General features: G+C 45.2%; 31 protein-coding genes. 24 read left to right on the top strand and 7 right to left on the bottom strand.

Translation table 11 applies throughout. The features are described from left to right. Positions 1-285: 285 nt before the first annotated feature. From ACZ42L_RS00630 to ACZ42L_RS00585, 10 genes are all read left to right on the top strand, one after another. Positions 286-555, top strand: coding sequence for a hypothetical protein (locus ACZ42L_RS00630; RefSeq protein ID WP_464699789.1), 270 nt, complete (start codon positions 286-288; stop codon positions 553-555). Between the two features lie 24 nt (positions 556-579). Then, positions 580-1011, top strand: coding sequence for a hypothetical protein (locus ACZ42L_RS00625; RefSeq protein ID WP_464716340.1), 432 nt, complete (start codon positions 580-582; stop codon positions 1009-1011). Positions 1012-1116: 105 nt separating this feature from the next. Beyond that, the gene (locus ACZ42L_RS00620; RefSeq protein ID WP_464703093.1) at positions 1117-1269 is read left to right on the top strand and encodes a hypothetical protein; all 153 of its coding nucleotides are present in this window, start codon (positions 1117-1119) and stop codon (positions 1267-1269) included. Between the two features lie 6 nt (positions 1270-1275). Continuing rightward, positions 1276-1773 (top strand): hypothetical protein, encoded by a 498-nt coding sequence (locus tag ACZ42L_RS00615; protein ID WP_464699786.1) that lies wholly within the window; start codon positions 1276-1278, stop codon positions 1771-1773. A gap of 72 nt (positions 1774-1845) precedes the next feature. Then, a complete protein-coding gene (locus ACZ42L_RS00610; RefSeq protein WP_464699782.1) occupies positions 1846-1980 on the top strand; it encodes a hypothetical protein in 135 nt (44 codons plus the stop codon). Positions 1981-1998: 18 nt separating this feature from the next. Beyond that, positions 1999-2496: an energy transducer TonB gene (locus tag ACZ42L_RS00605; RefSeq protein ID WP_464699780.1), complete on the top strand. Its 498-nt coding sequence runs from the start codon at positions 1999-2001 to the stop codon at positions 2494-2496. A 92-nt stretch (positions 2497-2588) separates the two neighbouring features. Continuing rightward, positions 2589-3350, top strand: a complete 762-nt coding sequence (locus tag ACZ42L_RS00600) for a hypothetical protein (RefSeq protein ID WP_464716339.1) — start codon at positions 2589-2591, stop codon at positions 3348-3350. A 152-nt stretch (positions 3351-3502) separates the two neighbouring features. Beyond that, positions 3503-3958: a hypothetical protein gene (locus tag ACZ42L_RS00595; RefSeq protein WP_464716338.1), complete on the top strand. Its 456-nt coding sequence runs from the start codon at positions 3503-3505 to the stop codon at positions 3956-3958. A 350-nt stretch (positions 3959-4308) separates the two neighbouring features. Next, positions 4309-4656, top strand: a complete 348-nt coding sequence (locus tag ACZ42L_RS00590) for a hypothetical protein (protein WP_464716337.1) — start codon at positions 4309-4311, stop codon at positions 4654-4656. Between the two features lie 97 nt (positions 4657-4753). After that, on the top strand, positions 4754-5188 hold the full coding sequence (locus tag ACZ42L_RS00585; protein WP_464716336.1) for a hypothetical protein: 435 nt from the start codon (positions 4754-4756) through the stop codon (positions 5186-5188). 484 nt (positions 5189-5672) lie between these two features. Here ACZ42L_RS00585 and ACZ42L_RS00580 read toward each other — a convergent pair whose 3' ends face one another. The 4 genes from ACZ42L_RS00580 to ACZ42L_RS00565 form a co-directional block, all read right to left on the bottom strand. Then, the gene (locus tag ACZ42L_RS00580) at positions 5673-6080 is read right to left on the bottom strand and encodes an Hsp20/alpha crystallin family protein (RefSeq protein WP_464701615.1); all 408 of its coding nucleotides are present in this window, start codon (positions 6078-6080) and stop codon (positions 5673-5675) included. Between the two features lie 144 nt (positions 6081-6224). Next, entirely contained in the window at positions 6225-7097 is an 873-nt protein-coding gene (locus tag ACZ42L_RS00575) for a hypothetical protein (RefSeq protein ID WP_464716335.1), read from the bottom strand. Between the two features lie 18 nt (positions 7098-7115). Continuing rightward, on the bottom strand, positions 7116-7901 hold the full coding sequence (locus tag ACZ42L_RS00570; RefSeq protein ID WP_464716334.1) for a hypothetical protein: 786 nt from the start codon (positions 7899-7901) through the stop codon (positions 7116-7118). Next, positions 7898-8617 (bottom strand): ABC transporter ATP-binding protein, encoded by a 720-nt coding sequence (locus ACZ42L_RS00565; protein ID WP_464716962.1) that lies wholly within the window; start codon positions 8615-8617, stop codon positions 7898-7900. The genes ACZ42L_RS00570 and ACZ42L_RS00565 overlap by 4 nt, the downstream gene beginning before the upstream one ends. 207 nt (positions 8618-8824) lie before the next feature. Between ACZ42L_RS00565 and ACZ42L_RS00560 the strand changes: the two genes are divergently transcribed. From ACZ42L_RS00560 to ACZ42L_RS00525, 8 genes are all read left to right on the top strand, one after another. Continuing rightward, positions 8825-9244: a PaaI family thioesterase gene (locus ACZ42L_RS00560; RefSeq protein ID WP_464716333.1), complete on the top strand. Its 420-nt coding sequence runs from the start codon at positions 8825-8827 to the stop codon at positions 9242-9244. Continuing rightward, a complete protein-coding gene (locus ACZ42L_RS00555; RefSeq protein WP_464716332.1) occupies positions 9237-10313 on the top strand; it encodes an isochorismate synthase in 1077 nt (358 codons plus the stop codon). The genes ACZ42L_RS00560 and ACZ42L_RS00555 overlap by 8 nt, the downstream gene beginning before the upstream one ends. After that, complete coding sequence (locus tag ACZ42L_RS00550; RefSeq protein WP_464716331.1) at positions 10294-11247, top strand: NAD(P)H-dependent flavin oxidoreductase; 954 nt, start codon at positions 10294-10296, stop codon at positions 11245-11247. Before ACZ42L_RS00555 ends, ACZ42L_RS00550 begins: the two co-directional genes overlap by 20 nt. Beyond that, the gene (menD, locus tag ACZ42L_RS00545) at positions 11240-12901 is read left to right on the top strand and encodes a 2-succinyl-5-enolpyruvyl-6-hydroxy-3-cyclohexene-1-carboxylic-acid synthase (protein WP_464716330.1); all 1662 of its coding nucleotides are present in this window, start codon (positions 11240-11242) and stop codon (positions 12899-12901) included. The genes ACZ42L_RS00550 and menD overlap by 8 nt, the downstream gene beginning before the upstream one ends. 20 nt (positions 12902-12921) lie before the next feature. Continuing rightward, positions 12922-14613 (top strand): DUF4153 domain-containing protein, encoded by a 1692-nt coding sequence (locus ACZ42L_RS00540; RefSeq protein WP_464716329.1) that lies wholly within the window; start codon positions 12922-12924, stop codon positions 14611-14613. A gap of 6 nt (positions 14614-14619) precedes the next feature. Then, the gene (menB, locus tag ACZ42L_RS00535) at positions 14620-15447 is read left to right on the top strand and encodes a 1,4-dihydroxy-2-naphthoyl-CoA synthase (protein WP_464716328.1); all 828 of its coding nucleotides are present in this window, start codon (positions 14620-14622) and stop codon (positions 15445-15447) included. Positions 15448-15579: 132 nt separating this feature from the next. Next, the gene (gene menC, locus ACZ42L_RS00530; RefSeq protein ID WP_464716327.1) at positions 15580-16611 is read left to right on the top strand and encodes an o-succinylbenzoate synthase; all 1032 of its coding nucleotides are present in this window, start codon (positions 15580-15582) and stop codon (positions 16609-16611) included. Beyond that, positions 16590-17558, top strand: coding sequence for an AMP-binding protein (locus ACZ42L_RS00525; RefSeq protein ID WP_464716326.1), 969 nt, complete (start codon positions 16590-16592; stop codon positions 17556-17558). The genes menC and ACZ42L_RS00525 overlap by 22 nt, the downstream gene beginning before the upstream one ends. Before the next feature lie 32 nt (positions 17559-17590). On the opposite strand, the gene ACZ42L_RS00520 is transcribed toward ACZ42L_RS00525, so the two are convergent. Continuing rightward, on the bottom strand, positions 17591-18484 hold the full coding sequence (locus ACZ42L_RS00520; RefSeq protein ID WP_464716325.1) for a hypothetical protein: 894 nt from the start codon (positions 18482-18484) through the stop codon (positions 17591-17593). 409 nt (positions 18485-18893) lie between these two features. Here ACZ42L_RS00520 and lysS point away from each other — a divergent pair, with 409 nt between their 5' ends. From lysS to ACZ42L_RS00490, 6 genes are all read left to right on the top strand, one after another. Further along, a complete protein-coding gene (lysS, locus tag ACZ42L_RS00515) occupies positions 18894-20621 on the top strand; it encodes a lysine--tRNA ligase (protein WP_464716324.1) in 1728 nt (575 codons plus the stop codon). Positions 20622-20649: 28 nt separating this feature from the next. Further along, positions 20650-21645, top strand: a complete 996-nt coding sequence (locus ACZ42L_RS00510) for an NAD(P)H-dependent glycerol-3-phosphate dehydrogenase (protein ID WP_464699752.1) — start codon at positions 20650-20652, stop codon at positions 21643-21645. 27 nt (positions 21646-21672) lie between these two features. Next, on the top strand, positions 21673-23028 hold the full coding sequence (locus ACZ42L_RS00505; protein WP_464716323.1) for a glucose-6-phosphate isomerase: 1356 nt from the start codon (positions 21673-21675) through the stop codon (positions 23026-23028). A 69-nt stretch (positions 23029-23097) separates the two neighbouring features. Further along, entirely contained in the window at positions 23098-23823 is a 726-nt protein-coding gene (locus tag ACZ42L_RS00500) for an HAD family hydrolase (protein ID WP_464716322.1), read from the top strand. Positions 23824-23868: 45 nt separating this feature from the next. Beyond that, a complete protein-coding gene (locus ACZ42L_RS00495; protein WP_464716321.1) occupies positions 23869-25020 on the top strand; it encodes a hypothetical protein in 1152 nt (383 codons plus the stop codon). A gap of 12 nt (positions 25021-25032) precedes the next feature. Continuing rightward, a complete protein-coding gene (locus ACZ42L_RS00490; protein ID WP_464716320.1) occupies positions 25033-25353 on the top strand; it encodes a hypothetical protein in 321 nt (106 codons plus the stop codon). Positions 25354-25471: 118 nt separating this feature from the next. Here the strand turns inward: ACZ42L_RS00490 and pdxT are convergent, their stop codons facing one another. Together pdxT and pdxS are read right to left on the bottom strand one after the other, a co-directional pair. After that, a complete protein-coding gene (gene pdxT, locus ACZ42L_RS00485) occupies positions 25472-26044 on the bottom strand; it encodes a pyridoxal 5'-phosphate synthase glutaminase subunit PdxT (protein WP_464716319.1) in 573 nt (190 codons plus the stop codon). After that, the gene (gene pdxS / locus ACZ42L_RS00480; RefSeq protein ID WP_464716318.1) at positions 26044-26916 is read right to left on the bottom strand and encodes a pyridoxal 5'-phosphate synthase lyase subunit PdxS; all 873 of its coding nucleotides are present in this window, start codon (positions 26914-26916) and stop codon (positions 26044-26046) included. The genes pdxT and pdxS overlap by 1 nt, the downstream gene beginning before the upstream one ends. Positions 26917-26951: the final 35 nt, after the last annotated feature.

The raw sequence follows: 26951 nt of genomic DNA, 5'->3' as shown, positions 1-26951 counted from the left end.
TCGCATGAGGACATATTAGCACTTCATAAAACAGTAGCCTATGAAACATGCCCTATTCTTTTCCGTTGTTTTGTGCTTCGAGTTTGTCGGATAAGCACAGACTACTGTTTCATATAAATACAATAAGACTATCTTCTGGTAAAAAAGTATTTTATGCACGTACGATATATATATTTACTGTTTATTTTTGTATTCTCTTCTTGTATATTTGGTGAGGACAGGTTTCACACTATAACAATACATAATGAAAGCGAAACAAGTTTCTATCTGTTTATAGACAGTTGCATGGCAGATAGCTTACCGAAAGTGATTGTCCCTTTAGATTTTTATTCTCCAGAAAGGGATGTTTGGTATTGGAATGATAATAGGGGTAAAACAGTAGAGCAGCTGAAGGGCTTCAAATATATCTTCTACTTTTTTACAGAGAATACAATAGAAGAGTATAGCTGGGATGAGATTAGGAAACGTAAGCTATATAAGAAGATGTCATGGAGTGCCGAAGCATTAGACCGCCAAGACTGGAATGTCATGATTACACCGGATGTTCTCAAGTAATATCATTTCAAAAAAACATTTGCTATGACAAAAGATACGATGAAGAGATATTGCCTAGCTATAGGCTCAGTGTGGATTCTTTTAATATTTTGTAGCAGTTGCTTGTTTATCGACCCTCCAAGGGGACGTCTAAGTTTCCGTAATCAGACGAAGGAAACCACCTTTATCTATCAGGATCATGATGGTATAGGACTGATACCTCAAGACAGATTACCCATATTATTAGGATTCCCAACAAAGGTTGGTGAGGAATATATAACGAATGTTGGAGGAACAAGAGAGCATCCTGCATTATCAAATGAACAGAAGATTATTGATATTTTGGTATTACCAGCCAGTACATTTAATCATCACAGCTGGGCAACAATCAGAAAAGACAGACTTTATAAAAGATTGCGGTTCACAGAAAAGCAATTACAAAAATGTCATTGGAAAATATCAATAAAAGATATCTGAACGCTTTTAATAATCCACTATCATAAAAGGGAGGATTCTCCCTTCAAATAATTGGAATATAGAATAGTATTAAATATAATAACTAACTTTAAAGGAAACTGAAACATGGAAATACTGAAGAGCTTGCTGTTATCAGCGTTTGTTGTCTTGTGTATTGCTGCCTGTCGCGATATTCATGGGCATGAAGAAATAACTTTTAGCTCTGTTTTTATATCAATATTGCCAGAAGTTGAAATTCGTAGACCTACTATCAAATAAGAATATATGATGAGAAAACTTTTGTTTATACTTATATCATTAAACTTCCTGAGTTTGGTACCTTGTGTTCATGCCACTAATAGTCCATCACTATGTGGCATAGACTCTACAAAGGAAGAACGGAAAGTATACGAACTGCCACCAGAGGTGAAGGAGGTTGAATTTCGTAAAAAAGGTGAATTGTTTATTGATCGATTGACTATGTTGCTTAGAAACAAATATCAGAAACAAATAAATACTATGCAGGATTATGTTATCATAGACTTTTGGGTAAATCCTAAAGGTTTGGTAGATAGCGTATATCTTATCAAGCCTAAGCCATGTCCTTTTGATAGTGTGATTGGATATATAAAAAGTTATGATTTTGAAGGTCCCCTGTATGAATATTATACAACAGAAATTATCAAGAACAGTTACCTGATGCGATTGAGATTCCGTAATAATAAAAATGCCAATGAACTTATGTTTTCATTTTATTGCAAAGATTATCGCAAGGAAGAATAAATAAGAGAGCCTGAATATTTTAATCGTCCAACAAAATCAAGTATAACAATCAATTTTAAGAGGAATAGAAACATGGAAATACTGAAGAGCTTGCTGTTATCAGCGTTTGTTATCTTGTGTATTGCTGCCTGCCGCGATATTCATGGGCATGAAGAAATAACTTTTAGCTCTGTTTTTATAATATTGCCAGAAGTTGAAATTCGTTAACCTAAAAAATAAGAATATATGATGAGAAGACTTTTGTTTATTATTATGTCATTAAACTTCCTGAGTTTAGTACCTTGTGTTCATTCCACTAACAGTTCATCACTATGTGGCATAGACTCTACAAAGGAGGAATGGAAAGTATACGAACTGCCACCAGAAGTGAAGGATGTAGAATTTCGTGAAAAAAGGGATTTTTTTATTCATCGATTGACAATGTTTCTTAGAAATAAATATCGAAAACAAATATATACTATGCAGGATTCTGTTATCATAGAGTTTTGGGTCAATCCCAAAGGTCTGGTAGATAGTGTATATCTTATCAAGCCTAAGCCATGTCCTTTTGATAGTGTGATTGGATATATAAAAAGTTATGATTTCGAAGGTCCCCTGTATGAATATTATACAACAGAAATTATCAAGAACAGTTACCTGATACGATTGAGATTCCGTTATAATAGAGAGGTCAATAAACTTATGTTTTCATTTTATTGCAAAGATTATCGCAAGGAAGAATGATAGCGGTTATATAAGAATAGCCCACCCCTAAGTTGTTGATGATAAGTGTACTATTTGTATTCATCACCAAAAAGACGATAAAAAGGTACAATATGAAGAGTTTATTTTATCTTTTCTTTTTATTTGTGGGAACTGTTATTCCTGCCTATTCCTTGAATCCCGAATTTGATTATTATAAAATATATGGTAAAGGAATCAAAAAATTAACGACCTCAATGTACGATAAATGGAGAGTTGTTTGTTATTTCGATAGACATGGCTATCTTATGCGTGAACAGGCATTTCACAAAAAAGAGTTGAAGTCCGATCATATATATGATTACATTGTTACGGACAGTCTTGTGACAATAAGAATAACTAATATAAGTGATTTGTATCCTAAGTTGGTAAAAAAATACGAAGACTTTTTTTCTCCTTTGGGAGTATGTTATAAACGTAGAGTGTATATGAATGGTTCAGATACGGCATCATTATACATTGACAATTTTGTATATGATGATGGTTTGTTGCTAAGTAATGAAGAGGCAACTGCTTGGCAAAGGAATAATAAAAAAATGACAAAAGTCTGCTACTATTATAATGAAAAGAAACAGAAGATTCTAAAAACCAAGCATTTTAATGAAACAGATAGCATATTCTATTCCTATGATAGAATGGGGCGATTAACTGATGAAATTAAAAAAGTAGATAGCACGTCAGTTCTAAGTGATATAGTCCCCTATGCCAACAACGAAGTGAATAAATTACATATATTATATTCTAATTATGATGGTAAAGGAAATTGGACAAAGAGTTATTTTGTTACCCCAAAAGGTAAGAAGCCTCGCTCAAAAAGGAAAATAAAATATTGGTAAATGTTTGGTGGGTAATGATGTTAAATATAGTAGAAGCCTGTGGTCTTTTTTCAATACAGGAAACCATATCAAACTATTACAAGAATAGGTATGATTAGCAGCCTTATTTTTATTTAGAAAATATTATTTACTAACAATCATATTTAATCATAATGAATACAAAAAAAATAACTTTGGGCTCTCTTTTTATATCAGTGTTACTACTGTTTATATTATGTTCTTGTATTATGGACAGAAAAACAACTTTTTTTATCAAAAACAGTACAAATGATACGTTATTAATAGAGCTGTCAGAGTCAGATACTCTTGTTAATAAAAAATATTGGAGTAAGCGAGATGAAGAAATCAAGATACCAGTTGATTCAAAAGAGTTGGAAACAGTATTAAGCAATTCTATTATTGGGCATTTCGCAATACCCAATGCTGTGTTATTTGTTAATCCAAGCGTATTCCTCCTTAACGATACTTGCTATATTTATGCCATAAAATGGTCGGAAGCAAAACACAATACATTTGATGAGATACGTACAAGAAGACTCTATGATAAAAGGGTGGTAACTAAAGATAACTTCAATAGCAATAATCTCTTTGAATACAAAAAGGAATAACCCACTTTAAAAAGAAACTGAAACATGGAAATATTGAAGAACTTGCTATTTTAGTTTGCAAGTTTTTGAGTTGAAGAGTTCGTGAGCTGTAGGGACGCGGCATGCCGCGTCCTACTGTAACACACTGCATACTTAAATATATAGGGGTGTAGGGGCAAATTGATAATTGATGATTGAGAGTTGATAATCTCCTAAACTCATTTACTTATCAACTTACAAACTAAGAAACTAAAAAACTATTTAACGTAAGTTCGACGAATGATAAGTCTTTGCAAATTTTGTGATTAGCGAATCTTGTTGTAACTTTATGCTCAATATAAATTTCGAATTGAAACATTAAAGAAATCCGGATGGAATCTTTAAAAAGAATAGAAACTGCTTGTAGGAGGTTTGAAGAAGCTGCGATAAAGCATGCTGAAGCAACAGAAGCTGGTACTTACACACAAGCAAACAAAAGCTATCAGGCAATAGCTAAAAGTACTCGTTATTTAAAAGAGACAAATAGCCTAAAGCTATTGTCCAAACTCCTAGATAGCGAATCTGTTGGTGCTCGTATGTGGGCTGCAACATATCTTTTGCCTGTTTTTGAACGCAATGCCGTGCAAATATTGCAAACTATTGCAAGTGGCAATAATATTCATTCGTTAACAGCTAAAATGACTATAGAGCAGTGGGAAAAAGGGAAATTAGTATTATAGCCTTTAAGATGACGATAGCAACCAAAGACAGTGTGGCCTAAGGACGAAAACGTGATGTTCTGTTCGGCGAAGCATTCATCCTGAAACGCAACAATACATGGAACAATTTAAATTAGATTTCTTTAGAAAAGACCATGAAACGGTAAATATTAATTTTATCACACTTTCAAAAAAGAAGTGTGATGATACCTTTATTTCTTTTTGTACAAAATATAAGATACAAGAAAACGAGCGGACGAATATTTTTAATTATATTCAGAATAAAGGACACTATATAAATTTTACAAATGCCGAAGACGCAGAATTTAATTTAGGTCGTTTGATAAATGATTTAAATATAAAAACATTACCAATCAACTTGTATGTATGCTGGGATTCTTTCTACAATATTGACGTTTTTAAATATGATGATGCCGTTAAGTACTTTGATTATATTTGGTATCCGATAGTCGATGATATCATTATTTTTGATAGTTCGTTTAATTTTTGTTTAATGATTAGGCACGATGGAATTATTTATACACTTAATTAAGAATCAACTACAAATACAAAGCCTATCGTTTCAAACAGTTACAGTTATGAAAGGGCATTTTAGTTCTTGATATTTCTCTTCCAGCATTCTCTCCAAATCCGAAGCCTTATATAGTATCCTCCCTGCAAACTGCGTGTAGGGAATAATCCCCTTGTCGCATAGTTCAGAAACTTATAAACTCACCAACTAAACATGTGTTTAAACAGAAAAACACAAGAGATAAAAGTAGATGTTTCGAGGGTGATGGAGAAAACTGCCCTAGAGGGTGAATACAATTCGCCCCTACAGGCTGGGAATGGTAGTTATCTTTGTTGGCTAACTCCGAAAGCTGACCTCTCTTCCATCTCTACTTACTCATAATAATAATAGACTGCAATAAAAAAGAGGCGATGCCATAGCATCGCCTCTGTCCTTTTATACCTATTCCCCCACTCCTTTCATCTTGGGGGAATCTATTTTACCTATTGAAAATTCTCCGGAGCCGTTATCCTATCTCTATCTGGCGGGCAATCTTCTGCTCCTCATGCTTTACCTTGGGCAGGTCTACAGTCAGCACACCGTCGTTTACACGAGCCGCAATCTTCTCCTTATCCACGTCTTCGGGCAAGATAAGTGTCTGCTCATACTTGGCGTAAGAGAACTCACGGCGCAGGTAATGCTCCTTTTCCTCCTTCACATTGCGCTTGTTCTCCATCTTGATAGTCAAGTCGCCATCGGCATTGATATTCACATCGAAGTCTTCCTTACACAAGCCCGGAGCTGCCAGTTCCACCGTATACTGAACATCTGACTCTTTCACATTGATGGCCGGAGCTGTCGCGTTGGCCTTAGGCATATCTACGTTGTTAAAGAAATCATTGAAAACAACTGGTAACCATGAATTTCTGTACATCATAATCTTATCTCCTTTACTTTAATTTGTTCTTGTTATTGAATCTGTAAAAGACTCTGCAAGTAACATACCAAGCTACGATATAAGCCATAATGACAGCCAAGTATGCCATTTTGACAAACTTCCCGATATAAACCTTCACTCTTACTTCAGCACTATACTCCTCTCCACATAGTTAACTCTCGTCAAGTTGATGACTTCGTGCGCAGCAGGATTTACAGTAATATGGTCTATACAGGTATCTTCTCCGATATTCACGTCGCCACTTCCATTCACTATCAAGTTTCGAATATACCCACCATCATTGCAAGACAGTTGATAATTGGACTCTGCATATTCTCTTGTTTGCCTACACTCAAGTTCCAATGTGTCCACTGCACAGGCATTCACTCTCAGACTTGGATGACCTTCCAACACCAGATGGCCTATCTTGGAATCTTTTTCCACATCCATATCAGCCCGCACATGGCACAGCAACTTAGGCAAAACGGCACGCGACAACACCAAGTGTTCCTGATTTCGCAGTCTGACTTGATGTAATGCCTCAGTCGTTACAACCTTGATAACAATCAGCCTAGCTCTATCGACATTGTTTTCTGTCAGCACCACTACACTGTCAGCATCTACCAACGGCGGTTCTTTCGTCCCCTTATCAGATACTACGAATTCCATTCCCTCCTTGACTTTACGCAAGAAAAAAGGCGAGAAGCGATAACTGAATTTGCCGTCTTTACAAACAATCTCCACTATATCAGCAGGATAACTTACCCTACACAGAGCCGGATTGTCGGTGACAGACACTTCCACCTGAATATTCAGACCTAAACTATCTTTTATCAACGCATCTACCTGCGACTCTATCTGCATAACAGGCATAACCTTTTCCTCTGTCATTTTTGTAATATTGACGAAGACAGGCTGCCGGTATGCAAACATATTGACAACTGCCGGTGCCAGTAAAGATACCAAGAAAGCAACTATGATATAAGCAAAAACTAAGATTGTAGAATTTTTCATTGCTGATATTTTTTCAAATCAAATTACTTCCAACTCTTTGAACCGCACATAGGAGAGCCACCACAGGAAAGGAATGGAAAGTCCCAAGAATACTCGATAGACTATCATGAGTACAGCTTCATCGGTGTCAAACCAAGAAGACATACTGCCTCCGGCTATAAAGAACACCCAGAAAAGAATAAACAGCGTGATAGAGGTCTTCAGAACCGGACGCTTCGGGAAGAACATACCGCCTACCAGGAAAAGCGAACTGCAAAGCAGAACCAGCTGGAATGTCCACCCAAAATCATTACTCCCAAAGAGATAGGGAGTGGCCCACAAGAAAACCGGACGAATAGGAACATGCGGAAAGAGGGGAGCACAGAGACCGACACGAATCAAGTCGGCCACCTGAAAGAGCAGCGTATATATAGTAATAGGTATAGGCACAGCCAGTAGCCAACGTACCAACCAATTCTCAAACGGCGTAACCGGTGTCGTAAGCATGGCTATACGCTTGCCCTTGCTCACGGCATCGGCTATTACCTGCGAACTCCAAAAGGCCATAACAACGAAAGCCAAAAGCACAGCACAGACCATCACAGTCTCTATAAAATCGTCATATCGTCCTGTTATTTCCGGATGAGTGGCAAAATATTTATTCGCCGCAGGATAGGTTGTCAATCCACCCCATAGCATCAATACCGTCCCTACCCCAAACAATATGCCCCAACGCAGCAGATTGATGCGCCACTGCTCGGTCCACAGTTTCACGAAATAGGCACGAAAACGTGGCCACGAGAAGTTATTCTGTTTACTATTCATAGTTGTTTCTCCTTTCCTTGCAAGTTGACATGCTCATTGAAGAACGTTTCCAAATCGAGCTGACCGCCCACAGAAATTTCCTGAGCATCTGCATCTATCAGCACCTTATTGCGTTCCAACAACAACACATGGTCGAGTATCTGCTCTACATCTTTCACCTGATGGGTGGAGACGACAAAGATACTGTCGTCTGTACGGCCCGCCTGAAGAAACTCACGGAACTGTGCTTTACCCGGAATATCGAGTCCGTTGGTAGGCTCATCCATCAGCAGCACTTGTGTATGGGCAGCCATGGCAAAACTCATAAAAACTTTCTTGCCCTGGCCAAGTGATAGTTCGCCCAAACGCACATCGTCTGTCATACCGAAGACTTGCAGATATTGCTTCATGTCTGCTTCACTAAAGCGCGGATAGAACACACTGTTGGTACGAATATATTGCGAGAGAGTGACCTTGGGCAACCGATACTCATCCGGCACCATGAAGATGTCGGACATCGTAATGGGCAACCGTTTCCGCACATTCACACCTTTGAAGGTGACCTGACCAGCCTGCGGTGTTAGCAAACCCGCCATCAAATAGAGCAACGTACTCTTGCCCACACCATTTACACCCAGCAATCCATGAATGTGACCGGGCGTAAATTCCATGGAAAAATCATCAAACAAGAACGATGAATTATGATAGCCAAACGATAGATTCTGAACTTGAAGCATCGACATATAATTGAGATTAATATATACTTACATACAAAGATAAATAATATAGGTATAATCTGCAAATATATTTATCATATATTCTGCACACCCACTGCCCAGGAATATCCGACAAAACAAACTTTCAAGGTATGGCGTTCTTACCCCTCTGTTATTTGGAATTATAATTCTGTTTTAGTATCTTTGCGTTGCAAATTAACGACAACTATGGATATTGAAAAGACAAAAGAAATACGCGGGAACGGTCCGGGCCTCTCACAAACACTGGGAATGGAGTTTTTTTCCACCCCGGAACCCGATACGGTGATGGCCCGTATGAAAGTAGACGATCGAAACAAGCAACCCTTCGGCTTCCTGAGTGGCGGCGCATCATTGGCACTGGCCGAGAACTTGGCCGGCGTAGGCAGCATGGCTCTCTGTCCGGGCAAGATATGCGTGGGCATCAATGTAAGTGGCAACCATGTCAAGGCCGTAGCTTACGGCGGATGCGTCACGGCGCTGGCCCGCATCAAAAGCAAGGGGCGGACACTGCACGTATGGAATATTGATATAACAAATGATGATGGCGACCTGATTTCGACCGTACAGGTAACCAATTATATTATGACGCCACGCAAGCATGAATAGCTTTGCACTCTACCGACTGCCACACTCCCACCAATATATAAGGGTGGTACAACATGGCGGACAACCGCTGCAACTGACATCGGTTGCCGACCTGAATGGGAGAAGTGGCTTCGTATTAGCTCCCTTCGCGCCTACGGCGGAATGTCCTATCTTGCTTCTACAGCCCGACGAAATTGAGACAAAACCAATTCCCACTGGCCTCTGGAAGACCTATAAACATGCGGAAAGGTTGGAAAACACGGCTGACAAGAAAGGCTATGCAGCTATGTTCGAGCTTTTCCACGAGCAGCTGAAGCGCGGAAACTTCAGGAAAATAGTGCTTGCACGGGCTACGGAGATAGAACTATCGAGCGTACATTCACCCGAAGAACTCTTCGTACAAGCATGCCACCGCTACCCACGCATGATGGTGATGCTGATACATACACCACAAAGCGGTACATGGTTCATGGCCACGCCTGAAATCCTGCTGGAAGGGAACAAGGGCGAATGGCACACAATGGCACTGGCCGGAACGATGCAACTGGACGCGTCGCAACTCGATTTCGACAATCCCTCCCATCCCGGCGAGGCCGAACAGATACGCTGGAGCCAAAAGAATATACAGGAACAACGCTACGTGGCACGCTACATAGAAGACTGTCTGCGACAACATGAGGCCGACTTCAGCGAGGAAGGCCCGTACACCACACGTGCAGCCAACCTCGTACATCTGCGCAGCGACTTCCGGTTCAAATTGTCCCAAACACAGAAACTGGGAGAATTGCTGGACAGCTTACATCCTACCCCGGCAGTATGCGGTATACCGAAAGATGCGTGCCGGCAGTTTATCATCGACCACGAGACGTCTGAACGCAAGTATTACTGTGGCTTTGCAGGACCAATCGACGCACAGGGAGAGACTCATCTGTATGTCTCACTACGCTGCATGCAGATAGAAGGCAAGCTATATCGGCTTTATGCCGGAGGCGGATTGCTGGCCGACAGTGTCTGCGAACAGGAATGGAAAGAGACGGAAGCAAAAATGGAAACAATGAAAGGACTACTATATGATGACACAACGCAATAGGATAACCGCTTTATTCGGTATTCAATATCCCATCATCCAAGGTGGAATGGTGTGGTGCAGTGGTTGGCGACTGGCCTCAGCCGTGAGCAATGCAGGCGGATTGGGCTTGTTGGGGGCTGGTTCTATGCACCCCGACAAGTTGCTGGAACACATCGAAAAAATGCGACAAGCCACCGATAGGCCGTGGGGTATCAACGTACCGCTGATATATCCGCAAATAGACGAACTTATCAATACTATTATTCGGGAACACGTTAAGGTTGTATTCACATCGGCTGGAAGTCCCAGGAAATATACAGCTCGGCTGCACGAAGCAGGCATCAAAGTGGCTCATGTGGTTTCCAGCAGCAGGTTTGCACGCAAATGTGAGGAAGCGGGAGTAGATGCCGTGGTGGCTGAAGGATTTGAAGCCGGAGGGCATAATGGCCGTGAGGAGTCGACCACCATGACGCTGATACCGCAAGTCAGACGCGCAACAACGTTGCCACTGATAGCAGCCGGTGGCATCGGAAGCGGTCAATCCATCCTCGCCGCACATGCTCTAGGTGCAGAGGGAGTACAGATAGGAACGCTGTTTGCCGTATCGAAAGAGAGTTCTGCAGCTGATAGTTTCAAGCGAAAATGTCTCTTACTGGGAGAAGGAGACACGATGTTGGCCTTGAAGAGACTTGCCCCTACCCGATTGGTATGTAATGACCTGTACGAACGCATTGCCGAAGCAGAAGCGCGTGGAGCCTCAGCCGACGAATTACGCGAACTGCTAGGCACGGCTGCATCGAAGCGTGGAATCTTCGAAGGAGACATTGAGAACGGCGAATTGGAGATTGGACAGATTGTAGCTTCGGTTGAGAGAATAGACTCTGTGGCCGACATCATGTACCGACTCATTGACGAATACACCGTTGCACGACAGCAGCTAATAGACCATGTATAGCAACAAAGCAAACATCAATATACTCACCGCCCTGTTGGTGGAACACGGTGTCAGTCATGCCGTGATTTGTCCGGGTAGTAGGAATGCCCCCATTGCCCACAACCTCAACACTTGTCCAGAGATAGAATGCTTCCCCGTAACCGACGAAAGATCAGCGGGGTTCTATGCTTTGGGCATCGCCCAATACACGGGCCAACCTACTGCGGTCTGCGTGACGTCGGGTACAGCACTGCTAAATGTGTTGCCGGCTGTAGCAGAAGCCTATTATCAACACGTGCCTATCATTGTCATATCGGCCGACCGCCCCTTGGCTTGGATTGATCAACAGGACGGTCAGACGATTCCACAGACCGATGCGCTGGGAAAATTCGTCAGGAAAGCGGTGTCATTACCCGAACCCCACGACGAGACAGAACATTGGCTATGTAACAGACTGGTCAATGAAGCATTGATAGCATGTAAAAAAAGTGGTGGCACACCCGTACATATCAATGTTCCTATCAGCGAACCGCTGTTCGATTTCAGCATCGAAACTTTGCCCACAGAGCGTGCATTCCAACTTAGCGAGAGTACGGAATCCGCAGAATGTTACCGAGATATAGAAGAGGAATTTCTGAAATCGCAGCGTCCGATGATTGTCATTGGGCAAATCAACCGTTTCGAGGCCGCGTATATCAGTGAATGTGTAGACTGCTTGCAGGATAAGATGACCGTCATATATGAGAGCCTTTCCATCGCTCCGGCACTACATATCGACAAGGTATTAGGCTCGATGGAATCTGAAGACGACTACCTGCCCGATGCCATCTTGTACATCGGGGGGACTCTGGTGAGCAAAAGACTCAAGCAATTCCTGCGCCATGCCACCAATGCAAAGACCTGGATAGTGAACCGAAGTGGCAATATATATGATACATTCCAAAATCTCTACCACGTCATAGAAGGCCGACCGGGATATATATTGGACAATACCTCCACGGCTATCAGGCGGAAAATAGAATTCGGCGACTTTGTCCTGAGCCATGAATTCCATGCCAAATGGCAACAGTTATTCGCCAATGCGGCACACCAAACACAGCTATTGACTCCTGAGTATTCACAGATTGCCGTGGTCAAGGAGTTCTGTAAACGGCTGTCTGTGGCCGAACCATACCATCTACATGCCGCCAACAGCATGTCGGTGAGACTCGTCGACACGTTCGCTGAGGAATATGTAAGCTGTAATCGAGGCACTAATGGCATCGAAGGTAGTCTTTCCACCGCTGCCGGATTCTCACTGATAGCAAGCCTACCTACCTATTGTGTGATTGGAGATTTAAGCTTCTTCTACGATTCCAACGCCCTGTGGAATCAAAATCTGCATGGAAACTTCCGCATACTATTGCTCAACAACGGGGGTGGAGGCATCTTCAACAAGTTTCCCGGACTGCAAGACAGCCCTGCCAGAGAGTCTCTGGTAATGGCTACCCACCACACTTCTGCCGAGGGATTGTGCCAAAGTTATCATATAGAATACCATGCTATTCACAACCTTTCCGAATTGAATGGCACAACCATGCAGGAGTGGATGTCCTCTGATTCCGACCGTCCATCGCTCTTGGAAATCTTCACCGATGCCGAGACCGACACGCGTGAATTCGCCAAATACATTTAACTCAAATTATTAATAACATCATGTTTAAGAATCTATCCATCCAAACTATCAAGGAAAAGTTGCTCGCTGGTTGCCAGCGTTTCCCCCTTGTCATCCTCTTTGCCGTCTTATCGACAATGGGATGTATCTATCTGAACCATCAAGAATATATCATGGAGGCGCAAGCTGCGACGCTGTTGGTCTACTACCCCATCACAGCCATGCTTCTGGCACTGGTACTCAAGCTATGGAGCGAGGAAGTGAAGAATCACGAGCGAAGCGCTATCATACAGGTGTTGCTGCATATAGGGTGGTTCGGATTAGTTTTTTGGCTTTCCAACAATATGCCAGTCGGTATCGTAGAATCCACAGCCATGATAGCCTTACCAGTGGTATTGCTGGTTATGTTATTCGTTGTTTCATTCCTGAAACGGCAAACTGAACTATGCCTATGGAACTTTACCTATCGCCTGTTGATAGGAATCATCATCTCTTTGCTTGCTGCAAGCGTGTTAATGGCCGGTATCCAAATGCTGATAGAAGCATTCAAGCAGCTCTTCGAATGGAATATAGACTATCGGTATCGTATAGATATTGTCTTCGCAAGCTACACATTCGTATTCCCACTCATCTTTCTGCAATTCATTCCTGAACAAGACCAGAAACACGACGAATCCTCAACAGGATTACCCTCAGTTTTATTGGGCATCGTACACTATGCGCTTATCCCCTTGCTTCTGGCCTATTTCCTCACCCTTTACAGTTATGCTATCAAGATTTTAGCCACTTGGCAACTGCCCAACGGCTGGGTTTCATGGTTAGTAACAGCCATGATGCTGGGCACATTGACCATCATGGGCTTGCTATACCCTTTACAATTCCACAAAGACAAGAAGTTCGATAAGTATCTTCTACGCTGGTTGCCCGTGGCAGCCCTGCCCCTTTTAGTGCTGATGTCGATTGGCATTGGCCGCCGACTCAGCGATTACGGCATCACCGTGGCACGTCTATATGTACTCACTTTCAATATCTGGTGCTACGCCGTATGTCTCTACCTGATTCTCAACAAGAGCCGTCGCATGCTTCTTGTGCCAGTTTCATTTGCCATGATAGCCTTGCTCACCTCTGTAGGACCACAGAGTTACGCCAATATCACGCTACACTCTATGAAAAATCAGGTGAAACAGATATTCGCCCAAGCTCCCAATCAGCAGTTACCCATTACGAAGGGAACACTTAGCAAGTTTATTGAAACATTACCGAAAGACCAACAGGAAGTGCTCATGGATAAAGGTCAATACCTTACCCAAAACTACAGAGCCGATCAGCAAGCAGATATGTGGAACAAAGAGAATCTGCTTTATTTCTTCATCAATAACACTATAGTTACAGATAATATTGCTACAGAAGAGAGCTATAGTATTGAGTGTATCTCTGAAAAACCAACGCCCATCCCGTCCGGGTACCGTTCGTTTATTTATGTGATTAATTCGCGCTGCGAAATTGTCAAGACCGAAGGCGACAATATTACAGCCGTAGTAGAAATAAACGACAAGAAATACGAGTTTACATTTTCCCAAAAGCAGCTGAAATCGGCTGCTCATGCCTCGAAGCCAAGTCTCCTTTATGCCAAGGGAGAGAACATGTTGCTTGCCATCAATTACCTTTACCTGACCATACAGGATGAGGTAACGGACATATCATCTATTCAAGGAATCATATTTATCAAATAACAGCCAATGGAAACAAGAGAATGGAAGAAGATAGAAGGATTTGATTTCAAGGAAATCCTTTTCGAGATGTATCATCATATTGCCAAAATCACCATCAACCGTGAGCGCTATCGCAATGCTTTCACCCCACTGACGACGTGGGAGATGAGCCAGGCATTCAGCTATTGCCGCGAGAGCAGCGAGGTAAGAGTGGTCATTCTTACCGGCGCAGGCGACAAAGCCTTCTGTGCAGGTGGCGACATGCACGTGAAAGGACGTGGCGGATACGTAGGCAACGACGGTGTGCCACGCCTCAATGTACTCGATGTGCAAATGCAGATTCGCCGTTTGCCCAAACCTGTCATTGCGATGGTCAACGGCTATGCCATTGGTGGCGGCCATGTGCTGCACGTGATGTGCGACCTAACCATCGCCAGCGAGAATGCCATCTTCGGCCAGACAGGCCCTAAAGTTGGTTCATTCGATGCCGGTTTCGGTGCTTCCTACCTGGCCAGAATGGTTGGCCAGAAGAAAGCCAGGGAGATTTGGTTTCTCTGCAGGCAATACACGGCAGAAGAAGCAGAACGCATGGGGATGGTGAACAAGGTTGTTCCTTTCGACCGTTTGGAGGACGAATGTGTAAAATGGGCAGAGACCATGATGGAGCGTAGTCCGCTCGCTCTGCGCATGATCAAGGCCGGACTGAATGCCGAGCTTGATGGGCAAGCAGGCATACAGGAGCTGGCTGGCGACGCCACCATGCTCTACTACACGATGGACGAAGCGCAAGAAGGGGGCAAAGCCTTCCTGGAAAAGCGCAAGCCCAACTTCGACCAATACCCCATATTGCCATAAAGCAAGCTGTTTAGGCAGATAGACAAACCGACAAAAGAACAGAAGGACAGAAGTGAATAAGAATATTCTATATACCTATGCCCTTCTGTTCTTCTGTCTAAAATCGTCTTTCTGCCAACAAAACTACACAATATGGATTATCAGATAACCATTACCCACAGGCAACTGCACTTCAAGCACCCCGCTGGAACATCGAGGGGAGTCTACACTACCCACGACATCTGGCTGCTCACCGTTACCCACAACGGTCTCACAGGTATCGGAGAGTGTGCGCCCCTGCCCGACTTGAGCTGCGATGCCATCCCCGAATACGAACATATACTGCGCGAAGTATGCCGAGTGGTAGAGACTACGGGCAGCATACCCTTTGATATGCTGCGCCCCTACCCGTCCATCCTTTTCGGTCTGGAGACTGCCTTTGCCCAGATAGCAGCCGGCGGAAGCATTGATTTCTTCGATACACCTTTCGGTAAAGGAGAAGAAGGCATCACCATCAATGGACTCGTGTGGATGGGTACTTTCGACGAGATGCGCCATCGCATCGAACAGAAACTGGAGCAAGGATTCCACTGCGTGAAGCTCAAAATCGGAGCAATAGACTTCGAGCAGGAGCTGGCGCTCATCCAGCACATACGCCGCCACTTCTCCAAGGAGCAGATAGAGCTGCGCGTAGACGCCAACGGTGCATTCACACCCGATAATGCCATGCGGCGACTGGAGCAACTGTCGCGCTTCGACATCCACTCCATCGAACAACCCATCCGGCAGCATCAGTGGGCCGACATGGCCAAGCTCTGTCGCAACACGCCCCTGCCCATTGCCCTCGACGAGGAACTTATCGGCGTCAACCTACCCCTGATGAAGGCCGAACTGCTCGAAACCATCCGTCCGCAATACATTATTCTGAAGCCAACCCTGCATGGTGGCATGCGCGGAACAGAAGAATGGGTCGATCTGGCACGCCAACGAGGTATCGGTTCGTGGATAACCAGTGCACTGGAGAGCAATGTCGGACTGAACAGCGTAGCCCAGCTGGCAGCCAAGCTCTACGGGCCGACAGTGCAGATGCCACAAGGACTAGGCACCGGACAGCTTTTCACCGATAACATCGACATGCCGATAGAAACGAGAGGAGAACAACTATGGTGCTTGAAGAATTCCTAGCCGAATGGCATAACGACAGCCCCACGATACTCGTACACACCAGTGGGTCGACGGGCAAGCCCAAGCCTATGTGGGTAGAGAAATACCGTATGCTCAACAGCGCGCGCATCACGTGCGATTTTCTGGGATTAAAAGAGGGAGATACTGCCCTCCTCTGCATGTCCCTCGACTATATTGCGGGCAAGATGGTCGTCGTGCGCAGTCTCGAACGCCATCTAAGACTCATCACCGTCGAGCCGTCCGGCCATCCGCTAAAAGGCCTGAAGACGTCGCCCGTCTTTGCAGCCATGATACCCATGCAAGTGTACAACAGCCTGCAAGTGGCCGAGGAAGCCGCGTGTCTACGTGGCATCCGCCAGTTGATTATAGGTGGTGGGGCTATCGACCCGTCCCTAGCCGAAGCTCTCAAAGACTTCCCCCACCATGTTTGGAGCACTTATGGCATGACCGAGACACTCTCTCACATCGCCCTGCGCCGTCTCAATGGGCCGCAAACTGACACATGGTACCAGACCTTCGACAGCGTCCATGTGTCGCTCAATGCCGATGGTTGTCTCGTCATCGATGCTCCACTGGTCTGCGCCAAGCCACTTGTCACCAACGACCTGGCCGAGCTGTCACCCGACGGACAACGATTCCGCATCTTCGGACGAAAGGACAACGTGATTGATACCGGCGGTATCAAAGTGCAGATAGAAGACGTGGAAAACCAGTTACGCCCACATCTGCACGACGCTTTCATCATTACGAAACGCCCAGACAAGAAGTTCGGAGAGATTATCGTGCTGCTCACGGAGTCGAAAGACCTGGAGCCAATCCGCCAAATCTGCCAACACGTACTGCCCAAGTATTGGCAGCCCAAGCTATTCAAGACCATAGACCATATTCCCACCACCGAAACAGGAAAGCCTGCACGCAAAGAAGCCGAGCTATTAGCAAACAACTAACAGCTCGGCTTTTTCGTTTCTATATTCTCATTCTATTTCTTTTTCACCACATTCACGACCACTACTCCCTTACTGCCATCCTCGTTCTCCAAGTAGTATTTATACTGTTTGGCCGCATAAGCCTGATTAATATAAACATGCAGCAAATCATAATCGCAATCTACGTTTCCACTCGGCAGGTGAATCACGTAGTCCGTAGGCCTATGCTCAGAGCTGTCCACCAGCTTCCATCCCCCACGCTTGCCATACTTGATGGGAAAATAAATCGTCGAAGGATTGGTACTCGTCACCTCCAGACTGTCGGTCGTCATGTCGTAACCCTCTTCCACGACCACCTGTAGTGAACGTGCCACACCCCTACCGTCGGCCACCGTGAAATACGAACTGCCATTCTTCTCGCTCTCTATTTTCAGTTCGTTGTTCTCATCAAACGACACACTGGCCACACGCTTATTGTCATTTCCTGACAAGACTCTCATATTGCCCAGCCCATACTTGAATTTCGGATAATGGAAAGTGCAGCCATACCACACATAATACACATTACTCTGCGACAGCAGGTCTTCATGCGAAGAGTGGATATTAAAAGAAATCTCCTGCCCGGCTTCATCGGTTACCGTCACATAGGTAAATTCCGCCAGCAGTCCTATGGTGACATGCTGCCCGTTGACTGTCACTTTGGGAGTTGCATATTTACTTGCCTCGCCCACTTTCACCTTGAAAGCACCACTGCTTTTCAGCACGTCGAATGTATAAACGGTATCTGCCGTCGCCACTTCCTGCATCGAAGCCAGTTGCTTCACAGGTATTGATAATTGCAGTTCCTCTTCTGTTGGGTCGTCAATCGTATCGTGACAGGCCGCGAAGAGAGTCAACAACCCGGCACACAGGCCAGTGAATAACCACGTCGCATAATTCCTTTTCATCTTTTCAATCATTTAGATTATTACGTTTCTTCGCTTACGCAAAAGTAAAGAAAACTGCATAAAACCGATATCCACCGCTCCCTATTTTAATATAAATGAACCTTTTTTAAACTTTGGAAATGCCGAATACAAACCATACGCTGTCCACCTCGATTTACTGCAAAGCCTTCGCAGCACTTCTGCCTAGGCTCGGCAGCAATGCTGAAAAGCCCAGACAGTGATGCTGCCAAGCCTTGGCAGTTTTTTTTAGTTGAATACTTCAAAACTCATCAACTCACTGAGCGAATGCAATTCGCCCCTGCAATTCCTCAACTTAACAACTCAAAAAACAATGAAAAGCCCCGATGTTTCAGAATTATTTATTACTTTTGCAGTGTTAGATAAAGAATATATTCTATAAGATTATAATATGAACGTATTGGAATTAAGCGAGCAGGAAATTATCCGCCGCCAAAGTCTTCAGGAACTGCGCGATATGGGTATCAATCCATACCCTGCTGCCGAGTATCCCACAAACGCTTTCAGCACCGATATTATCAATGATTTCCAAGAGGGAGAAGAGAAGGAAGTCGTGATTGCAGGCCGCATGATGACCCGCCGCGTGATGGGAAAGGCCAGTTTTGCCGAGCTTCAGGATTCAAAAGGAAGAATACAGGTCTATATAACTCGCGACGACATCTGCCCCGACGAGAATAAAGATTTATACAACAAGGTATTCAAGCGCTTGCTGGACATTGGCGATTTCATCGGTGTGAAGGGTTTTGTATTCAAGACCCAGACGGGTGAAATCTCTGTCCACGCCAAAGAATTGGTGCTGCTCAGCAAGAGTCTGAAGCCACTGCCTATCGTGAAATACAAAGACGGTGAGGCTTTCGACAAGTTCGACGACCCCGAATTGCGTTTCCGCCAGCGCTATGTAGACCTCGTTGTCAACGAGGGTGTGAAGGATGTTTTCCTGCAACGCGCCACGGTATTGCGCACCCTGCGCAATACACTCGACGAAGCCGGGTACACAGAGGTAGAGACTCCTACGCTGCAATCGATTGCCGGAGGTGCCAGTGCGCGTCCGTTTATCACCCATTTCAATGCGCTCAACGTAGACATGTATATGCGTATCGCCACCGAACTTTATCTGAAGCGCCTGATTGTAGGCGGTTTCGAGGGTGTATACGAAATCGGCAAGAACTTCCGCAACGAGGGAATGGACCGCAACCACAATCCGGAATTCACCTGTATGGAGCTTTATGTGCAGTACAAGGACTATAACTGGATGATGAGTTTCACCGAGCAGCTGCTCGAAAAGATTTGTATGGCTGTAAACGGTAAGCCCGAACGCGAGGTCGACGGCAAGACAATCAGCTTCAAAGCGCCTTATCGCCGCCTGCCCATCCTCGATGCCATCAAGGAGAAAACAGGCTACGACCTCAACGGCATGAGCGAAGACGAGATTCGCGAAGTGTGCCAGAAACTCCATATGGAAATTGATGATACAATGGGTAAGGGTAAGCTGATAGACGAAATCTTCGGCGAGTTCTGCGAAGGAACTTTCATCCAACCCACCTTCATCACCGACTATCCGGTAGAGATGTCGCCCCTGACGAAGATGCACCGCTCTAAACCAGGACTCACAGAGCGTTTCGAACTGATGGTGAATGGCAAGGAGTTGGCCAATGCTTACTCCGAGTTGAACGACCCACTAGACCAGGAAGACCGCTTCAAAGCGCAAATGGCACTGGCCGACAAGGGCGACGACGAGGCCATGATTATAGACCAGGACTTCCTGCGTGCACTGCAATACGGCATGCCACCAACCTCAGGTATCGGTATAGGTATCGACCGACTGGTGATGCTGATGACCGGTAAGACCAATATCCAAGAGGTGTTGTTCTTCCCACAGATGAAGCCGGAGAAGAAGATGCCACAGAGTACAGTTGCCGAATGGGGCGAGATAGGTGTACCCGAAGAATGGGTAGCCGTATTCCGTAAAGCCGGCTACAACATGGTATCGGACATCAGAGAGGTAAAAGCACAGAAACTCCAGATGGACGTTTGCGGTGTCAACAAGAAGTACAAACTAGGTTACGACAATCCGAAAGTGGATGAGTTCCAGACTTGGATAGACAGAAGCAATTCTTAAACAAACCCCTCATAACGAATATATCGAAGTGTTAGGCTGCGGTAAAATAGCGATTATTGGTGGTGGGAGCTGGGCTACAGCCATTGCAAAAATCATCGTCACACATACGCATCACATCGGATGGTATATGCGTCGCGACGACCGTATCGAAGATTTCAAGCGTCTGGGACATAACCCGGCTTATCTTACGAGCGCTCACTTCGACGTAGACGAGATATTCTTCTCATCGGATATCAATAAAATCATAGAGAGTTACGACACATTGGTGTTTGTAACTCCCTCTCCATATCTCAAGAATCATCTGCGTAAACTCAAATATCCGCTCCGCGACAAGTTCATCGTCACGGCTATCAAAGGCATCGTTCCCGACGAAAATCTGGTGTGCTCGGAGTATTTCCATGAAGTTTACGATGTTCCATACGACAATCTGGCCTGCATAGGCGGACCGTCGCACGCCGAGGAGGTGGCACTGGAGCGTCTCTCCTACCTTACCGTGGCTTGCGGCAACCGACAGAAAGCCCAGATGTTTACCGACGTATTGTCGAGCAACTATATCAAGACCAAGACCAATACCGACGTTATCGGTATCGAATACGCTTCGGTATTGAAAAATGTGTATGCCATTGCTGCCGGCATCTGCAACGGATTGAAGTATGGAGACAACTTTCAGGCAGTGCTCATGGCCAATGCCGTACAGGAGACCAACAGGTTTCTGACGGCCGTACATCCCATCGAACGGAGCATCTACGACTCTGTCTACATAGGCGACCTGCTCGTTACCGGTTACAGCAACTTCAGCCGTAACCGCACTTTCGGTACGATGATAGGCAAGGGCTATAGCGTAAAGAGTGCACAGATAGAGATGGAGATGATAGCCGAAGGATATTACGGTACGAAGTGTATGAAGGAAATCAACCGCCACATGCACGTCAATATGCCCATACTGGATGCCGTTTACAACATCCTCTACGAGCGAATCAATCCACAGATAGAAATCAAGCTGTTGACCGACAGCTTCAGATAGAAACAACAAATTAAAAAATACACGATAATGAAAAGTATCAGCTTAGACATTACAAAGGCTGCACAATTCCTGGAGAAGGGTGCAGTAGAGGCTTTCGAACCACAGGTAAAGGCTGCCCAGGAAGCACTTGAGAACGGTACATGCCCTGGAAACGACTTCCTGGGTTGGCTGCATCTCCCCTCTTCCATCACTCCAGCATTCCTCGACGAGGTACAGGCCGTGGCCGACACATTACGCGCAAAGTGCGACGTAGTGGTAGTTGCGGGTATCGGAGGTAGCTATCTGGGTGCACGTGCCGTGATAGAAGCCTTGTGTAATGCGTTCTCTTGGCTCATCAACGACAAGAAGAATCCTGCCATTCTCTATGCAGGAAACAACATAGGTGAAGACTATCTCGCTGAACTGACAGAATATCTGGCCGACAAACGATTCGGTGTCATCAATATATCGAAATCGGGTACGACCACCGAGACAGCTCTGACGTTCCGCCTTCTCAAGAAGCAATGCGAGGCACAACGCGGTAAAGAAGAGGCCAAGGATGTGATAGTAGCCGTTACCGATGCCAAGCGTGGGGCTGCACGTACATGTGCCGACAAGGAAGGATACAAGAGTTTTATCATCCCCGACAACGTGGGAGGTCGCTTCTCGGTACTCACGCCGGTAGGTCTGCTGCCTATCGCATGTGCCGGTTTCGACATCAAGGCACTGGTACAGGGTGCTGCCGACATGGAGAGAGCTACCGGTAAGGATGTTCCTTTTGCCGAGAATCTGGCTGCACAGTATGCTGCCGTACGCAACGGACTCTATAGTCAGGCTAGCAAGAAAATCGAGATTATGGTCAACTTCCAACCCAAACTCCATTTCATCAGTGAATGGTGGAAGCAGTTGTTCGGCGAAAGCGAAGGTAAGGACGGCAAGGGTATCTTCCCTGCATCGTGCGACTTCACTACCGACCTGCACTCTATGGGACAATGGATTCAGGAGGGTGAGCGCTCCATCTTCGAGACTGTCATCAGTGTAGAACAGCCTAACCGCAAGCTCTTGTTCCCTAATGATGAGGAAAACCTGGACGGCCTGAACTTCCTTGCAGGAAAACGCGTGGACGAAGTAAACAAGATGGCCGAACTGGGAACACGTCTGGCACACGTAGACGGTGGCGTGCCAAATATTCGCATCAGTGTTCCCGAACTCAGCGAATACTACATCGGACAGCTCATTTACTTCTTCGAAATCGCATGTGGTATCAGTGGTAATGTGCTGGGTGTAAATCCATTCAACCAACCGGGAGTAGAAGCATACAAGAAAAACATGTTTGCCCTGCTCGATAAACCTGGTTACGAGGCCGACAGCAAAGCTATCAAAGAACGCTTGGCTGCTGAATAAAGAGATGACAGATTAAAGACTAGGGATTAGTGCCAAGATGGGTTGCTAATCCCTTTTTAAGTTATATTCATGATAAAAACAGATCTTCAACTGCTGCGTACAGCACCCGAAGGATTCTCACCACGTGTGGCACTATTCGACATGGATGGGGTATTATACGATTCCATGCCCAATCACTCGATTGCATGGCAACGGTCTATGGCCTCATTCGGCATCCATATGACCGAGGAAGATGCCTATGCCACCGAGGGAATGCGCGGTATAGACACCATTCGCATGCTCGTAAAACAGCAACAAAACAAGGATATTGACGAGGCTGAAGCGCAGATGATGTACGACGAAAAGACCCGACAGTTCGGTCTGCTGCCCACCGCGCCCATCATGGAGGGTGTCATCGACCTGATGGGTAAGATGCAACGAGACGGTCTGCAGATAGGTATTGTTACCGGAAGCGGGCAACGTCCACTCATAGCCCGTGTACTCAACGACTTCAGGGATTTTGTAGACGAACAGCATATCGTGACAGCCTACGACGTAAAGCATGGAAAACCAGCACCCGATCCCTACCTCATGGGATTGCAAAAAGCAGGAAACATGCGCCCGAACGAGGGCATCGTGATAGAGAATGCACCGATGGGTGTACGCGCAGGAGTGGCTGCCGGTATCTTCACCGTGGCAGTAAACAGCGGTCCATTGCCCAATGAGACGCTGGCGAAAGAGGGAGCTAACATCGTTTTCGACAACATGCCGCAATTCAAAAAAAATTGGGAGTATCTCTTGGAATCCCTTGCCTGATTTGGTATCTTTGCAGTAGACTGCTCTAACCCAATCTCACTGCGTATGAATTTAGGTGTCAGATTCTTACTGAGTATCGTCTATGGTGTGCTTATATTGGTCGCCATCATACTCTCTTCACTGCTCAATCCGTGGTATCTCATCTACGGATTGCTCATTATCTCAGCACTCTATATACCTTATTATTATATATGGCAAAGACCAAGCCGCAGGTTTTGTAAAGTGATGACGGATGCGATAGACATACCTTTCGACGATACTGAAGGCGAAATATACATACAGCCTACACTCATCCCATGCAGTTATCAGCTTGAGTCAGAGGGAAGTATCTTTCATCGTCAATACACTATCCACCTGAAGTTCACTCTACCATTGCCCCCAGAGCATCCGCAAGCAGTTTACAAGGAGATAGATAGACTGCTAACCGATTATTTCTACCAGCTCCAACGTATTCAACAGTTTTACTACGAAACGGCATTGGCCCCCAACTTTCAGTTCATGACTGTAGTTATTGATGTACCATTGAAAGAGAGCAAAACCCTTATCAAGGGAGCATATCAGCGAATAATCTATCTTATACGGCAGTATCATTTGGCCAATATCAAGCGCTACCTCATGCTAAAGGGCGATGATATGGTGCAATATGCCATGTTTGAAGGAATGCTGCGAGCCTCTGCATTCGTCATCAAGGGCGAGAAGACCGAACGTGCAATGCAAGACAACTTCCAAATATCCCTATACAATTTCGATACTTGGGACCAACATCAACCCGTAAGCGAAGTTGTCTTCGAAGCCATCAGACATCAGTCGGCTCACTTGCCAATAACTTTTGAAACAATATACTGGGGCTTCTACGACGGAGAATTGGAGGTGCAGTTCTACTCTTCCAACTCCTATTGGGAATTAAGATATCGCAATCACGAATTCGTCTATATCGTTGACGAAGATGCGGATTTTTCTTTACTGGTACAAGAGCTTGATTTCGAAGATACCGTACTGGGTATTCGAACAGACCAGAACGGCTACCCCATCTTACATTTAAAGGATAACGGCCTCATTAGCTTCCGTCCTCAGAGGCAAGATACAGGGGATATTATAGAAGCACCAGCCTTTATTTCTCAACACAATGCAGAATACGCGGAATTAAGGCAGGCATACAAGGAAGGACAGGATATAGAAATAAGCATACAGGATTAATCTTTCAAAACGATGAAAATTAAAATCAGCAAACGATTTGATGCTGCACCGAAATGGTTGCAAGCTTATCTCACACTCTCGTTATTGCCAACGCTGGCAGCCCCACTGGTCTACTTCGGTTCTATATTCATCTTCGACAATCCACCTAACGAGACTTTGGGATGGCTGCTTTTCCTCACAATCAACTCTTACACCTTTCTCTTAATAGGTGCTGCCAAGTTGAGTTTACGACTCTACGAGCGTTTCCATCAGGCTTTATGGGCCTTCTTGCCACAGATAGGTGTGGTATTATTGCTGTCAACGGTCTTCATTTTCTACGATTACATAGCCTAAAAAGATGGCTTGTCTACCAAAACCATCGAAGACATAGCCGAAGAACGACTGAAAAAGGGTGATAATTCGCCTACATTGAAGCAGATTATCACCCTCATGAAAGCCTACAAAACTCCAACTAACGAGGCTCAATAAGATTCAAGAAATACTGATGTACCCGTAAATCGGCCGTCAGTTCGGGATGAAAAGCAGTGACTAACTGGTGTCCTTGTCGTGCAGCAACGATATGTCCATCGACTTCTGCCAACACTTCTACGCCATCACCCACTGCCTGAATATACGGGGCGCGGATAAAAGTCATAGGCACTTCGCCCGGAATACCAGCCATCACATGCTGCGTATGAAAGCTTCCAAGCTGCCTACCATAGGCATTTCGGCAAACGGTCATATCTATCGTGGCCAATCGTTCCACTTCATCGCCCACCACATGACGTGCCAATAAAATCAGTCCGGCACATGTTCCGAATACTGGAAGTCCGTGATTGACGGCCTCTCGAATGGGCTGAAACAAGCCTAAATCATGCAGGAGCTTCAGCTGAACCGTACTCTCTCCGCCCGGAATGACAAGGCCTGACATCGACTGCTGGAAGTCTTTGAGCTGTCGTATTTCCACCGTCTCAACTCCAAGACGTTCCAACATCTGCTCATGTTCAAGGAAAGCGCCTTGCAACGCCAATACTCCAATCTTCATTACTTGCCTCTCTCTGCCATCAACAGGCTTATTTCCTGTTCGTTGATACCTACCATTGCCTCGCCCAAATCCTCAGAAAGGGCAGCCAGCATCTTGGCATCCTGGAAGTTGGTAACAGCCTGAACGATGGCACGCGCACGCTTTGCAGGGTTGCCACTCTTGAAGATTCCGCTACCTACAAATACTCCCTCTGCACCTAATTGCATCATGAGAGCAGCGTCGGCAGGTGTAGCTACGCCACCGGCAGCGAAGTTTACGACAGGCAATTTACCATGTTCATGCACGTAACGAACAAGTTCCAGAGGGGCTTGCATCTGCTTGGCAGCCTCGAACAACTCATCCTCCTGCATCGAAACCAAGCGACGCATCTCGCTCTGCATCATCCGCATGTGGCGTACAGCCTGCACAACATCGCCCGTCCCCGGTTCACCTTTGGTACGAATCATGGTTGCTCCTTCGGCAATACGACGCAACGCTTCATTCAAATTCTTAGCCCCACAGACAAACGGAACATCAAATTTTGTCTTGTCGATGTGGTACACATCATCGGCCGGAGAGAGCACTTCGCTTTCGTCGATATAGTCTATTTCGATAGCCTGAAGTATCTGTGCCTCAGCGAAATGACCGATACGGCACTTTGCCATCACCGGTATCGACACAGCTTCCTGTATACCACGTATCATTTTAGGATCGCTCATACGCGACACACCACCCGCTGCACGAATATCAGCCGGTATACGTTCCAATGCCATCACGGCACATGCACCAGCCTGTTCGGCTATACGAGCCTGTTCGGGCGTCGTTACATCCATGATAACACCGCCCTTCAACATCTGGGCCAAGTTGCGATTCAACGTCTGTCTATCTTCCATTTCTTTGTTTTTTAGTGGTTATTTTAGTTTTAACT

The sequence above is a fragment of the Prevotella mikamonis genome (assembly GCF_055381405.1).
The sequence above is the reverse complement of the archived record's forward strand: the minus strand, read 5'-3'. Positions and strand labels throughout refer to the sequence as shown.

Excerpts from the sequence above, each read along its gene's own strand:
- ACZ42L_RS00575 (WP_464716335.1), bottom strand. The coding sequence starts at position 7,097 with ATGAAAAATTCTACAATCTTAGTTTTTGCTTATATCATAGTTGCTTTC.
- ACZ42L_RS00620 (WP_464703093.1), top strand. The coding sequence starts at position 1,117 with ATGGAAATACTGAAGAGCTTGCTGTTATCAGCGTTTGTTGTCTTGTGT.
- pdxS (WP_464716318.1), bottom strand. The coding sequence starts at position 26,916 with ATGGAAGATAGACAGACGTTGAATCGCAACTTGGCCCAGATGTTGAAG.
- ACZ42L_RS00585 (WP_464716336.1), top strand. The coding sequence starts at position 4,754 with ATGGAACAATTTAAATTAGATTTCTTTAGAAAAGACCATGAAACGGTA.
- menC (WP_464716327.1), top strand. The coding sequence starts at position 15,580 with ATGGATTATCAGATAACCATTACCCACAGGCAACTGCACTTCAAGCAC.
- ACZ42L_RS00605 (WP_464699780.1), top strand. The coding sequence starts at position 1,999 with ATGATGAGAAGACTTTTGTTTATTATTATGTCATTAAACTTCCTGAGT.
- ACZ42L_RS00550 (WP_464716331.1), top strand. The coding sequence starts at position 10,294 with ATGATGACACAACGCAATAGGATAACCGCTTTATTCGGTATTCAATAT.
- ACZ42L_RS00600 (WP_464716339.1), top strand. The coding sequence starts at position 2,589 with ATGAAGAGTTTATTTTATCTTTTCTTTTTATTTGTGGGAACTGTTATT.
- ACZ42L_RS00565 (WP_464716962.1), bottom strand. The coding sequence starts at position 8,617 with ATGCTTCAAGTTCAGAATCTATCGTTTGGCTATCATAATTCATCGTTC.
- ACZ42L_RS00615 (WP_464699786.1), top strand. The coding sequence starts at position 1,276 with ATGATGAGAAAACTTTTGTTTATACTTATATCATTAAACTTCCTGAGT.
- ACZ42L_RS00625 (WP_464716340.1), top strand. The coding sequence starts at position 580 with ATGACAAAAGATACGATGAAGAGATATTGCCTAGCTATAGGCTCAGTG.
- ACZ42L_RS00540 (WP_464716329.1), top strand. The coding sequence starts at position 12,922 with ATGTTTAAGAATCTATCCATCCAAACTATCAAGGAAAAGTTGCTCGCT.
- ACZ42L_RS00500 (WP_464716322.1), top strand. The coding sequence starts at position 23,098 with ATGATAAAAACAGATCTTCAACTGCTGCGTACAGCACCCGAAGGATTC.
- menD (WP_464716330.1), top strand. The coding sequence starts at position 11,240 with ATGTATAGCAACAAAGCAAACATCAATATACTCACCGCCCTGTTGGTG.
- ACZ42L_RS00505 (WP_464716323.1), top strand. The coding sequence starts at position 21,673 with ATGAAAAGTATCAGCTTAGACATTACAAAGGCTGCACAATTCCTGGAG.
- ACZ42L_RS00580 (WP_464701615.1), bottom strand. The coding sequence starts at position 6,080 with ATGTACAGAAATTCATGGTTACCAGTTGTTTTCAATGATTTCTTTAAC.
- ACZ42L_RS00595 (WP_464716338.1), top strand. The coding sequence starts at position 3,503 with ATGAATACAAAAAAAATAACTTTGGGCTCTCTTTTTATATCAGTGTTA.
- menB (WP_464716328.1), top strand. The coding sequence starts at position 14,620 with ATGGAAACAAGAGAATGGAAGAAGATAGAAGGATTTGATTTCAAGGAA.
- ACZ42L_RS00570 (WP_464716334.1), bottom strand. The coding sequence starts at position 7,901 with ATGAATAGTAAACAGAATAACTTCTCGTGGCCACGTTTTCGTGCCTAT.
- pdxT (WP_464716319.1), bottom strand. The coding sequence starts at position 26,044 with ATGAAGATTGGAGTATTGGCGTTGCAAGGCGCTTTCCTTGAACATGAG.
- ACZ42L_RS00610 (WP_464699782.1), top strand. The coding sequence starts at position 1,846 with ATGGAAATACTGAAGAGCTTGCTGTTATCAGCGTTTGTTATCTTGTGT.
- ACZ42L_RS00525 (WP_464716326.1), top strand. The coding sequence starts at position 16,590 with ATGGTGCTTGAAGAATTCCTAGCCGAATGGCATAACGACAGCCCCACG.
- ACZ42L_RS00590 (WP_464716337.1), top strand. The coding sequence starts at position 4,309 with ATGGAATCTTTAAAAAGAATAGAAACTGCTTGTAGGAGGTTTGAAGAA.
- ACZ42L_RS00555 (WP_464716332.1), top strand. The coding sequence starts at position 9,237 with ATGAATAGCTTTGCACTCTACCGACTGCCACACTCCCACCAATATATA.
- ACZ42L_RS00520 (WP_464716325.1), bottom strand. The coding sequence starts at position 18,484 with ATGAAAAGGAATTATGCGACGTGGTTATTCACTGGCCTGTGTGCCGGG.
- ACZ42L_RS00630 (WP_464699789.1), top strand. The coding sequence starts at position 286 with ATGGCAGATAGCTTACCGAAAGTGATTGTCCCTTTAGATTTTTATTCT.
- ACZ42L_RS00490 (WP_464716320.1), top strand. The coding sequence starts at position 25,033 with ATGAAAATTAAAATCAGCAAACGATTTGATGCTGCACCGAAATGGTTG.
- ACZ42L_RS00560 (WP_464716333.1), top strand. The coding sequence starts at position 8,825 with ATGGATATTGAAAAGACAAAAGAAATACGCGGGAACGGTCCGGGCCTC.
- lysS (WP_464716324.1), top strand. The coding sequence starts at position 18,894 with ATGAACGTATTGGAATTAAGCGAGCAGGAAATTATCCGCCGCCAAAGT.
- ACZ42L_RS00495 (WP_464716321.1), top strand. The coding sequence starts at position 23,869 with ATGAATTTAGGTGTCAGATTCTTACTGAGTATCGTCTATGGTGTGCTT.